Annotated in this window: 9 protein-coding genes; all 9 read right to left on the reverse strand. The window is 49.1% G+C overall.

Features of this window, described 5'->3' with window-relative positions:
• Positions 1-3 precede the first annotated feature (3 nt).
• Entirely contained in the window at positions 4-1,227 is a 1,224-nt protein-coding gene (locus SB752_RS03325) for a vWA domain-containing protein (protein WP_410714323.1), read from the reverse strand.
• A 4-nt stretch (positions 1,228-1,231) separates the two neighbouring features.
• A complete protein-coding gene (locus SB752_RS03330; protein ID WP_410714324.1) occupies positions 1,232-2,131 on the reverse strand; it encodes an AAA family ATPase in 900 nt (299 codons plus the stop codon).
• Positions 2,132-2,151: 20 nt separating this feature from the next.
• Complete coding sequence (locus tag SB752_RS03335) at positions 2,152-3,009, reverse strand: FAD binding domain-containing protein (protein ID WP_410714325.1); 858 nt, start codon at positions 3,007-3,009, stop codon at positions 2,152-2,154.
• A complete protein-coding gene (locus SB752_RS03340) occupies positions 3,006-5,354 on the reverse strand; it encodes a xanthine dehydrogenase family protein molybdopterin-binding subunit (RefSeq protein ID WP_410714326.1) in 2,349 nt (782 codons plus the stop codon). Before SB752_RS03340 ends, SB752_RS03335 begins: the two co-directional genes overlap by 4 nt.
• Before the next feature lie 3 nt (positions 5,355-5,357).
• Positions 5,358-5,879: a (2Fe-2S)-binding protein gene (locus tag SB752_RS03345; RefSeq protein ID WP_410714327.1), complete on the reverse strand. Its 522-nt coding sequence runs from the start codon at positions 5,877-5,879 to the stop codon at positions 5,358-5,360.
• A gap of 23 nt (positions 5,880-5,902) precedes the next feature.
• Positions 5,903-6,358, reverse strand: a complete 456-nt coding sequence (locus SB752_RS03350; RefSeq protein ID WP_410714328.1) for an SRPBCC family protein — start codon at positions 6,356-6,358, stop codon at positions 5,903-5,905.
• 260 nt (positions 6,359-6,618) lie between these two features.
• Complete coding sequence (locus tag SB752_RS03355; protein WP_410714329.1) at positions 6,619-6,897, reverse strand: hypothetical protein; 279 nt, start codon at positions 6,895-6,897, stop codon at positions 6,619-6,621.
• A gap of 21 nt (positions 6,898-6,918) precedes the next feature.
• Complete coding sequence (locus tag SB752_RS03360; RefSeq protein ID WP_410714330.1) at positions 6,919-8,574, reverse strand: hypothetical protein; 1,656 nt, start codon at positions 8,572-8,574, stop codon at positions 6,919-6,921.
• 2 nt (positions 8,575-8,576) lie between these two features.
• Positions 8,577-12,041 (reverse strand): DUF4132 domain-containing protein, encoded by a 3,465-nt coding sequence (locus tag SB752_RS03365; protein WP_410714331.1) that lies wholly within the window; start codon positions 12,039-12,041, stop codon positions 8,577-8,579.
• Positions 12,042-12,053: the final 12 nt, after the last annotated feature.

Here is a 12,053-nt window from a genome sequence, read left to right on the forward strand (position 1 = left end):
TGTTCACCTCCGACATCTAAAGGCAGCAGCCATTTTTTTGTATGCACGAGCGTCATCGGCATGCGAAAACGTGTCAATATACGGGAGTGCAGCTTGCATCCCCCGGGCTGTCGGTTCATAGCCCGGCATCGCGAGTAGCGGATTCAGCCAAATGACGCTCGCACTGCGAGAATGAATGATTTTCATCGATTGCTGCAACACTTCGACAGATCCTGTTTCCAGCCCATCACTGCCAATCATGACCACCGTGTTTTTTCCGAGCATGCGGCGTCCCTCTAGCTGTATAAAGGTTGCCAGTGATTCCCCGATACGGGTACCGCCTCCCCATTCGGCCCCTTGAACGGACAATGCCTGAAGCTCATGCCGTTTTGTCCGATACAGCTTTGCAGTCACTCTTCTCACATGCGTGGAAAAGAGGAAGACGTCTACAGACGAAGAGCAGCAGGTCAGCGCGTAGGCAAATTGCAAAAATCGTTCTGCAAAACCACTCATCGAGCGGCTTCCGTCGCAAAAGAGCACAAATCGTATCGGTTTTGGCTTCGGACACTTCCAAGCCAGCTTAAAGATCTCACTGCCTCCCTGCCTATTTATTCGCAGCGTTCTGCGAAAATCGAGCTGTCTTCCCCTCATGCCCATCCCCAGCCTGCGGCTTGTTTCCCGCTTCGCTCGATTCAGAAGCAATTTTGCAGCTTCCATCGCCATTACTAAATCATCAACCGGAATGCGGGCATGGGTAGCTGCGTCTCTGTGCAATATGGAAGTCAGAAACGAGCTTCCTGCATCCTTTTCTTCCAGTAAATTCGTTTCTCTTGGAATGCCCGTATCGATGCCGTATAACTCCTGACTAAAAGGCGAATTCACAGTTGGGCTCTTTCTTTTCTCTGCTGGAGATGCTGAATCGCCTGGCTTCTGCTTCCTGCCCATAGCCAGGAGATTATCCTCAGAAGACGGCTCTATATTAATAGGTTCGTGAGGGCTCCAGTGGTTGCTACGAAAATGCCTCTCGAACAACTCATCAAAAAGCTTCTGCTCATCAGGGCTTGAGCAAAGCACGAGGCGAAGTACTTCTTTCACACCCGCTACGTTTGCCACACCTATGATCTCAATAGCACGAAGAGAGTCTATCGTTTGCTCCGGTCCGATCAGAAACCCCAGCTGACGAAGTTTTTGGCAAAACCTTGAAACGTGGCGTGCCAGGCTGCTCGTTGGTGGAAGCTTGCTCTGCAAAGTCTCATCCCTCCACATTTCCTGCAGACAGCGTATTTCTTAGGAATTCGCCATGATTCAACTCGTGAACAACGAGCTCCCAATCATCTCTGTCTTTCAAAATGCAGCCTAGCGTTTCTCGCATCGTTTCTTTATCCAAAACACCTTGATGTAAAGTCATTAAAGCGATTGCCCAATCCAGGCTCTCCGCAATTCCCGGTGTTTTGACCAGCGGCAAGCGGCGTATTTGCTCGATCATCTGTGAGATTTGCTCAGCCAAAGCCGCATTCATGTCGGGTATCTTCGCTTGCAAGATCTGCATCTCTTTTTCGATATCCGGGTAAGAAATCCACTGGTACAAGCACCTACGGCGTAGAGCATCGCTCAATTCTCGCGTTCGATTGGAGGTCAAAACGATGTATGGGCGATGCTGTGCCACAACCGTCCCCAGCTCTGGTATCGTTACCTGGAATTCCGCAAGCGTCTCCAGCAGGTAAGCTTCAAATGCTTCGTCTGACCGATCGATCTCATCAATGAGCAGGACGGGCGAGGACACTTGGTCTGTCAATGCATCCAATAATGGCCTGCGCAGCAAAAATGCTTGATCAAATAGATCCGCTTCTTTTTGCCGAAGACTCCGCCCGTCGTTTTCACTTAGCTTGAGGTGAAGCAATTGCTTTTGATAATTCCATTCATACAAAGCGGAATGGACATCCAGTCCTTCATAGCACTGTAAGCGTATAAGTCGTGTTTGCAAGACCTGTGCAAGCGCTTTGGCAATCTCCGTTTTGCCTACACCTGCCGGACCCTCGATCAAGAGTGGCTTTTGCAAGGAAATCATCAGCTTGAGAGCAGTTGCCGTAGAGCTGTCTGTCACATATCCGTTCTTGGCAAAGGCTGCTTCAATTGCAGTCAGGCTAATCAATGTTTTTTCGGCCTCATTCATTACAACAGGATGCGGGACAGCGCTCGCTCGGTATAAACGGTGGCAAGATTGCGTCTATATTGCTCAGAAGCAAAGAGATCATTCCCAATCTCTCCCTCTTCTGACGCCAGGGCTGCCGCCTTTCGGATCGTTTCCGCTGTCGGCAGCTCTCCTAGCAGTGCTTGCTCGACGGAGGTAGCCCGATAAGCAACATCTGCCACTCCATTTATGCCGATCCGAACGAAATCGATACGTCCATCCTCTCCGACTCCTGCGATGGTGCAAACACCGACAACAGCGTATCCCGAAGCCGGATGAGCATATTTCAAATAAACACTTTTTGTATGAGACGGTGGGATCAGGAAGGAAACAGACGTGAGCACGCTCGTCTCAGGAAGTGCTGTCACCAGCGGTCCAAGAAAAAATCCATCAATGTCAATGACTTCTTTACCGTCTTCTCCTTGGACTTCCATGAGAGCCTCCAGTGCCAGCGCCACACCGGGCAAATCCGCAGCGGAGTCAGCATGAGCCAGATTGCCACCGACGGTACCGCGATTGCGAATCTGCATGTCGCCAATCGTTCGGGCTGTATCTGCCAAAACAGCAAGGTTCTCTTTTACCAGTGCATCCGAATACAGCTGCTTGTGCGTGGTCAATGCTCCTACGATGAGTCTGTTTCCTTCTTGTCGAATCCCTTTCAGCTCCTGAATGCTGCTGATGTCAATCAGCTTGCCAGGATTGGTTAAACGGAATTTCATCAATGGAACGAGACTATGCCCGCCTGCGAGAAATTTGCCTTCTCCGTCGCTCTCCTGCATGAGCTGGATGGCTTCCTCGATTGAACCTGCTTTGACGTAATCAAATGCGTTAGGTATCATGCGTTTTCCCCCCTAGTCTGCATGGCTCTCCATACTTTTTCCGGTGTCAGCGGCATATCCAGATCCTTGATGCCGAACGGTCGCAGGGCATCCATGACCGCATTCACAACTGCTGGCGGTGCTCCAGTCGTTCCGGTCTCGCCCACACCTTTTGCGCCAAGAGGGTTTACAGGTGACGGCGTCTCGGTAAAATGCGACTCGATCGTTGGGAAGAAACGAGCTTTTGGCATCGTATAGTCCATGAACGTGCCGGACAAAAGCTGCCCATTTTCGCTATAGACCGCACCTTCCCACAGCGCTTGCCCAATCCCCTGTGCCACTCCACCGTGTACCTGTCCTTCTGCCAAAAGAGGGTTAATAACACGTCCGACATCGTCCACAGCAATGTAGCGTTTCAGCTCAACTTCACCCGTTTGCGCGTCTACCTCGACCACACATATATGCGCACCGAACGGATAGACAAAGTTCGGCGGATCGAAGAACGATTGACCTTCCAGGGATGGCTCTACCCCATCTGGTAAATTCCATGCAAAGTTGGCGGATTTCGCAATCTCCTGAAACGAACGCGATTGAGTCGGGACACCTTTTACAGAAAAGATACCGTTTGAAAATTCCAAATCTTCCACAGAAACTTCTAATTCGTGGGCAGCGATGGTCTTTGCTTTATCGATGACACGGTCAGTGGCAATTGCTACCGCTGCTCCGCCCACTGCCGTATTTCTCGAGCCGTAAGTACCCCAGCCCATTGATACGCTACGCGTGTCACCAGAGATAAGCTCGATATCGTCGATCGGGATACCCAATTTCTCGGCAACGACCTGGGCAAATGTGGTCGCCGTTCCTTGACCATGTGGGGATGTGCCTGTAAATACGGCTACCTTTCCAGTTGGATGGACACGAACGGTACTATTTTCCCAAACCCCACCCTGGAATCCGATTGCGCCAGCTACCTTTGACGGACCGAATCCACAAAGCTCCACATACGTAGACACTCCAATCCCGAGCAATTTTCCCTGCTCTCTGAGTCTTTCCTGTTCTGCCCGAAGCGACGCATAGTCCGCAATATCAAGAGCACGATCCAACGTATAATAATAATTTCCACTGTCGTAACTTACGCCCATTGCCGTTCCATACGGGAATGCTTCTGCTGGAATCAAATTCTTTTGTCTGATTTCCACCGGGTCCATCCCGATCTCTTGTGCAAACAGGTCCACGATTCTTTCGATTTGAAACGCGGCTTCCGGCTTGCCAGCACCTCGATACGCATCTGTCGGGGTCGTATTCGTGTAAACCCCATACGTGACCACAGATGCTTTGGGAATCGTATAGGCTCCTGTCACCATCAATCCAAAGTCAATCGTAGGACAGCCTGCTCCAAACGTAGACAGGTAAGCACCTAGATTTGCCGTATTTTTCACACGAATGGCCGTGAAAGTACCATCCCGTTTTCCTGCCAGCTCTACTTCGATAACCTCGTCTCTTGCATGTGTGGTCGCCATGAAATGTTCTTTTCGATCCTCGATCCATTTTACTGGTCGCTTCAAGTCCCTGGCAGCGTGTCCAATGACTGCTTCCTCATTATAGGTAGCGATCTTGGAGCCGAATCCTCCGCCAACATCAGGGGCCACAATCTGCAAACGCGATTCGGGAATATCCAGTACACCTGCGTAAACCATGCGATGAATATGTGGATTTTGCGAGGTACACCAAATCGTTAATTCGCCACTGCCAGGATTGAACTGGGCGACTGCACCGCGTGTCTCAATCGGGTTGGGAATTACACGCTGGTTGTACAAGCGCTGCTTTACGACAACCTCTGCGTTTTGAAACTCTTCCTCGGGAACCTCGCCTGCTTTCCATAGGAGAGCGAGGTTGTTTGCGACATCGTCATGTACAAGTGGCGCGCCTTCAAGCAATGCCGCTTCCTGATGAACGACCGCTGGCAAATTCTCGTAGTCTACCTCGACCAAATCGAGGGCATCTCGCGCAATGTAGCGATTTTCTGCTACAACGAGTGCAACACACTCTCCAGCATACCGGGTCTTGCCCTGTGCCAGTGCACTTCGATCCTTGGGCTTCAGGTCTGCTCCAGGTAGGAGCCACATGGTCGGCACAGATTTTACCTTCCCGTCGAGATCATCTCCAGTATAAACGGCTACCACTCCGGGCAGTGCGAGTGCTTTGGACACATCTATCCGTATGATTTTCGCATGCGCATGGGGACTGCGCACAAAAGCCCCATGAAGCATACCTGGCAGCTTGATATCATCCGTGAAATTCCCATTGCCTGTGATAAGCTTGGGATCTTCCTTTCGCTTCTGTGGAGTTCCGATTAGCTTTGCCATCGTTTAGCGTCCCTCCCCTGTACTCAAGGTCGTCTCTTTCACAGCATTGTCCTCCGCGATCAGTTGTGCAGCATGCTGTACTGCGCTTACAATAAACTGGTATCCGGTACAGCGACAGATGACCCCCTCCAGTGCATCGCGAATTTCTTCCTCGGATGGATTTGGATTTTCTTTGAGGAGACCAACCATGGAAATCATCACACCTGGCGTGCAGAAACCGCATTGCAGGCCATGCTTTTCCCAAAAGCCCTGTTGAATCGGATGCAGCTGCTCCATATCGCCCAAGCCCTCTACTGTGGTAACCTCTTTTCCATCAGCTTGCACTGCGAGGACCGTACAGGATTTTACGACATCACCGTCTACCATGACGGTACAGGCTCCACACTGACTCGTATCACAGCCGATATGCGTACCTGTAAGATTCAGCTCATCGCGCAGCAAATGAGCAAGGAGCAGTCTCGGTTCGATTTCAGCCTGACGTGTGACCCCATTTACCGATAGTGAAATGTTCTTTTTACATGTCATCTCCGGCACCTCCTTATCAATTCTTACTCTGAATGCGTTGCCAGTTGCTTCATTTCTTTATCCACCGATTTGAAAAATTGACCCAGCACCATTTTCGCGACACCGCCCATGACTCGCTGACCGACTGAGGCGAGAACACCTGTTACCTGTACTTCTGTGGAGCAAGTAAGCTGTGTGCCCTGCCCTACCTCGTCGAGCCGCATATCTGCCACAGCGTCTATCTCGCCAGGCAAGCCTTTTCCTCGTACGAGCAAGCGATAGGAGGAAGGCTCCCTCTGGTCCACCTGCTGCACCTGCCCTGTAAATACGCCTTTTACTGGACCAACACTCACTCCCATTTCGGCTTGATAAATGCCATCGTCCATCTGGGCAAAGGATTTGCAGCCTGGAATCGATTTTTTCAAAACTTCTTCGTTCTGGATAAGCTTCCAAACGACATCTCTTGGAATGTCAAAAGTGTATGTATGCTCGAATTTCACAAATCTCACTCCCCGCTGTCGATTTTCTTGTCTCTTTGAGTGAAGTCATAGACTAGCTGTTACACTCATAAATAGCAACTTCTGTGCCATACCATTCTTGTCGGTTTTCGCTAGGAAATACGACCCATTATTTCAATTTTGAAATTATTCGTTTCATTTTTGAAAGATATCCCCCGCATCTATGAATCCTTTCCGATCCACATGCAAAAGAGCCTTACCCCGATCTAACTCGACGGGATAAGACTCCGATTTACTTTCCGTTATGCAGTTCTTTTCAGCATGGATAAATATTGTGCTACGTACAAAAAACGAGTAACTAGCGGCTCGGCATCCGTCTGAATGGAACGAGTATAGCTTCTTCCTTCGTTCGCCAGTTCTTCCAGCAGTTCAGCCAGAAAGCTCATCTCGTATGTTTGTGCTGTTTCGTGAAAATGAAGCAGCTCATCGATGTCTTTTGCGTCTATTTTGTAGATGCCCTTGAGCAGGAGACGCTCCAGCCAGTCTGTCAATTTTTCCATAAACAATTGCATCTGTTCCATCTGGTGCACGCTCCTCATTTCTTATAAATCTAGCTTGATACTGGTGAGCGAGCTTCCTTGCAAGAAGCTGATCGGAACATAGCTGTCCCCTAGATTCTGAACCAGCACAAACACATCACGCAGCTCCAGCAAACGCTTATTTCGTTCCAGAGCATTGAGCGAGCGAGCAAATTTTTCTTGATACGTAATTACTAAATCCAATGAGTAGCCGTGATCATCTTCAATCGTGATAGACAACTGCTGGGTAGCATCATCAAATTCGACATGACTCACTTTATTTGCAAGCAATAAGAAAACCGAATCGGATGACTGCTCAAACAAATCTCTCCTCCGAAGACTCGAGATGTGCGTCCAGTCACGAAGTAGCGTGTCACCCAGGTCAATTTCCTCTATGTGCAGCCTTGTTTGAAGCGCGAGCTCAGTGTCCTCACTGGAAGACAAACGCTGCTCCCGATTGGTTTTGGGGTGTGTCAATACGACCTGTGATCTCGACAGCTCTTCCATCGTCACCAGATCGCTCCAGGGAGATTTTCCTTTGTAGCTGTTCATATAGGAAAACGAGTTCCCTTCATAATAAACCGGACGTGCTTCTGTGTACGTATAAACGCGCTTGTCGATTAGCGAGAAAAAGTAGTACGTAACTCCCTTGTATCCTGAGCGTGTTTCCCATGGATTCGCTCCCAAGGCATACAAATGCAGCTGTGGGATCGTATAGTACTTGCTTTTAAAACTACCGAGCAGTTGCTTTTTCTGATCATTGTACTTTGCTTTTTCCAGAGCAACCAGTCCTAGATAAACCCGTGTCAGCCGTTCAAGCAGCCCTTCCTTGGAAAACTGCACATGCCGCTGAAAGAAAAGCGACAGGTCGCCATTAAGCCCGCGGATATCCGTTTCCACGTTCGGCAGATTGCCGTTATGTGCTGCTATGGCTAATAGCTCTAGCCGTGTGCAGATCGTGTTTGGCAGCTTCGCCAGTCCAATGCCAAGCACTTCCTGTATCAGCTCTCTTGTTTCCCTGACTACCTCTTCGTCATAGCTTACTTCCATGGTGGTTGCTTGTAATGCCGCACTGTCATCAATCTGGTTAGCCTGCCGATAGCGCAGCAGGGCTTCCAGCTTGTGGATGCAATTGCTTTTTGACTTGCAGCTGCACATCGTCTTCGCGATTTCTGAATCCGGCTCAAATGTGACAATCACTTTTTGCGTGGTCAACGTCACTGTAAGAAAGGACGTGACAGCAATTTGGATGTCATCCTCATATTCCAGTCGAAAAAGAACTTCTTCAATCTGAGCGGCCGAGAATGATTTGACTATTTGCTCTGGGGTTACACGCAATAACCATTCAAAGTCTGGCTGATAGCTCTCTATCTCTTGAAAGGGTGCATCCGGGGAGAGCATGTTCTCTCTATAGTAGACGATGGCGATCAGCACATGCTTGCAGATTTTATCGGAAGGGCATGAGCAAGAAAACCGCGAGATATCTGCATGAAGTCGGCATACGCTGTCATCCGACAGCGCACACTCGACGAAATCCTCCCCAAATTCGTAGGAAACCGATATCCCTTTTTCCATGTCTTTGAGCGAACGATTGTAAATACCTTTGTTTGCGTATTGAGTCAGATACTCTTCATTGCAGAGCGCAATAAACCGATGAAATTCTGTCTTGAAATCAGCCATGACTACTTGCCTGCTGCCCGTGTCACATCATAAACGGTTTCACTGAAAACGCGGGCAGATATCTCCGTGAGCTTGATCCGCTCTGTCGGTTGGTAGTAATGATAGCGGTACTGATTGTCTTTCGTTGAATAAAAGGCAAGCTCCTCCAGCTGGATATCCTCCATGCCCTCATAGTACGAAATGCTCGCACCGCTAATTTTAAGCTCAGCCACAATATCCCCATACACTTTGTGGAACTCATAATAGAATCCGGCATCTTGTGGGATTCCTTTTGTCCAACCGAATTTCTCCATCGTTTTGGCAAAGGTCGTAGGCGTGTACGAATCCTGTGGCAAGCGCAGGATTGCATTAGCCTTCAGCTCTTCCTCTGTCGGCAGGAATGCTTCACGATTCAGCTGATCAAATGGTTGCGTAATTTCGTAATCTTCGAGCTGCGTGCGCCAGCCAGCAAGTGTATCTGCGTCCAGCTCCAGCGGATGAATCAAGCCGATGAGCTGACCATCTGCAAGCTCATATTCGTCCTCATCCACAGTGTTAAACGTACCATCGTCCATGTAACGGAACGTATCGACGAGCTTTCCATCCTGGTAAACACCCCAGACGAGGCCGATCGCAAACTTTTGCATGAGCACGTTTTCTACAAAAAGCTGCTTCCACGCTGCAGTAGACCAGAAGCGCGCCTTGGACAGGAATTCTTCGAGGCGAAGGGATTGAATTTTGACCAGATTTTTCAAATCTTTTTTCAACAGAGCAAATGTAGCGCGTGCCTCTTCCGCCTTTTGCTGATCGTCTTTTGCTGACGGTGCAGGCAGATTTTTCACAGCTTTTCCTGTACTATCGTTGATAACCTCTAGCTCCAGCTCGTTGTTTACTTTGACCGTGAAGGTGCGATCCCCGTAATCAAATACTTGCTTGCCGGAAGCATCAAAGCCGAGCTGAGTCACCAACCGGTCCTCAAGCTCTTCCGTCGAGATGTTCTGATTCGTGGCAGCCATGTTCAATGCTTCTTCTGCTGCATTTTTCACCTGCTTGTTCTTGATGGTTCTCTTCGTGTGGTCAATGATACGCAAGGCAGCCAGGTCGTCTGAAAACGATAGCGCGCGCACGCCATCCGAAGCCAATGCTCCGCGGGAATGATCGGTCCAATCTTTGATCATCTGTCCAACCGTATCGACACTGCGTCGGTCACCGAATGCGATGCAAAGCGGCATGACCCATTTTTCTTTTGCGACAGCTCCGTTATCCAGCCATGTGCGCAGAACCTCTGTCGTAAAATCAGCCAGTGACGCTGCAGACAAGTGCTCCTTCAGTTCAAGGACGCGAGGGTTCGGCGCTGTTTGTGCTTCAATAGAGCTCGTCAAAATGTACTCCATCACTTCTCTGCCGAGCTCGTTGCCTTCCATGTCGCAGAGAGCAGGAAGCAGATCGAGAGGAAGCCATTTGATTCGTACCAATTTCCGCTTATCGACCAGATTGCCGAGATTGGACAGGCTCGCATCTGGTCCGCTTTCCTCCGAATCCACAAAGGCTTGCAGCAGCGTTTTGAATTTGTTGTTTTTCTCTTTTGCGAGCAGCTCCTGGAAAATTTCTTTGCTATCTTCCAGACCACGGATAGCATCCAATGCCAGCTCTTTCACTTTTGCTTTTTTCTCCGTGGTGTAGACATGCACGTACAGCTCCTTATCCTTTTGCAGGAGGAATTCTGCGTTCGCAATCGCCGACACCTTTTTCGAGGTATCTCCCATTCCAAGCAATATGGCTTGATTTCTTAGTTCAAGTGGCAAGGATTCCTTTTGCGCGAGCATGGTTTCCAGAACGAACATCCGGACTTCTGTATCAAATTGTCCAAAAGAGGCCAGGCAGATTTCCGGGCACTTTTTGATCAGGGTCGCATAGTTCTCTCCGTTGACCTGTGTGTAGTAATAATACGAGCCCTTGCTTTCCAAGATCTGAACAACAAGCTTTTGCAGGTCTATGTCCTTGTCTGTCCGGTAAAAATCAATGATGCTGCCCAGTTGGTCCTGAAACGCATGAGCAAAGCAGAAAAGACCGACCTTACGAGAAGACTTATCGACATGAGTGCTAAAAAAATGGAGCAATCGCTGAATAAATGGGTGCGCGATAGGCAAAAAGCTGAGCAAATACATTTGCCGTCCCACTCGCTGCATGTCCTCTAGATGGGACGATCCGAGCACCTCTTCAAGCGTGCAAGTGCCTTGCAGGAAGCTGGCGAGCTTGGTCGTCCCCTTCAGCCGGCGAAGCGAGTCTAAAATGATCGTCTCCAGAGAATGCTCCTGATCCGATAGATCGATACCTTCAGCTTGCATCATTTTGAACAGATAGCCCTTAATGATCGGAATCGTGGTCAGTTCGAAAGCCCGTCTTGTCTTGTCGATGTTCGCCATAGTCAATTCATCCAGCTCTCGCCAAGAAACTGGCGCGGAAGAAAGGTGATTTCGCAGCTGCAGAAGCAACAAGTAAGGTTCATCTATTTGTACCAGCTCAGCCAATTGTATATCCTGCGCCAATACATCCAGTGGGAAAAGCTCCATAAGAATGGTCAAGACAGAAAGCAGCTCGCGATCCTTTTTATCTGGCTGTGCAAGGAAAGCTTCAATCCCTCCAGCGACGTGCACACGGTAGTACACCACGCTGAGTATCATCTCCATATAACGCTTCTTGTGCTTGTCGTTCAGTACAGAGCCTTCGTTTACGATATCGTCAGGGAAATAGGTTTCCCGAATCTGCGCTCTTTTCTCTTTTAAAAATGCTGGGGGTAGCACTTCGTTTGTGACCGAATGATTGCTGTTGATTTGCAGCATGGTGATGTTCTTTGCCAGATTCCATAATTCGTTGATGTACGTTTTCTCGTCTCCTGTAACGAGATGATAGTAGATCGGCTCCAGCTTTTGCTTCGCTTCTTCCAGCAGTGTAGGCGAAATTTCATAGGCGTACGCAATGAGCAGCAAATGGTTCGCCCGCTCGAATACGGAACCATAGTCTCGGTTGATACTGGCGCGATAATCCTCCGCAGCCTTCACCATAAACTCACTGAATATAGGGAGTCCGAAATGCTCGACTGTTTTTTTCATAGCTTCGAAGGCTTCTTCCTCTTTGGAAGCGCGCCTTTTGGAAGTGTCGCTTAGCTTTCGCAGCTTGAGCGCATCCCAGAAGCATTTTTCCATGACGTCTTGCTTTTCATAAAAACGATGGCTTGCCCGGTACACCAGCTCTGCCGCACGGAAAAAAGCCCGCTCATCTCCGCTTTTTTTCAGCCTGTCGAGCTGGGTCATTACCGAATAGCCATAAAACCGCTGATTGGCCTCGATAGGTGGGCATACATCGGTTTCACCAGTCACGTAGTCAGCGATCTGATCATGCAACTGGCTGTTAACGTGCCCAATGTTTATATACTCTTCTACAAATCGTTTCGTAAGTGGATCAGCGACTGTTTTTCGCAGTACCAATTCAATCTCCTC

It is taken from the genome of Brevibacillus sp. SIMBA_040 (assembly GCF_046535075.1).
Classification (GTDB): domain Bacteria; phylum Bacillota; class Bacilli; order Brevibacillales; family Brevibacillaceae; genus Brevibacillus.

Excerpts from the sequence above, each read along its gene's own strand:
- SB752_RS03335 (WP_410714325.1), bottom strand. The coding sequence starts at position 3,009 with ATGATACCTAACGCATTTGATTACGTCAAAGCAGGTTCAATCGAGGAA.
- SB752_RS03340 (WP_410714326.1), bottom strand. The coding sequence starts at position 5,354 with ATGGCAAAGCTAATCGGAACTCCACAGAAGCGAAAGGAAGATCCCAAG.
- SB752_RS03345 (WP_410714327.1), bottom strand. The coding sequence starts at position 5,879 with ATGACATGTAAAAAGAACATTTCACTATCGGTAAATGGGGTCACACGT.
- SB752_RS03355 (WP_410714329.1), bottom strand. The coding sequence starts at position 6,897 with ATGGAACAGATGCAATTGTTTATGGAAAAATTGACAGACTGGCTGGAG.
- SB752_RS03360 (WP_410714330.1), bottom strand. The coding sequence starts at position 8,574 with ATGGCTGATTTCAAGACAGAATTTCATCGGTTTATTGCGCTCTGCAAT.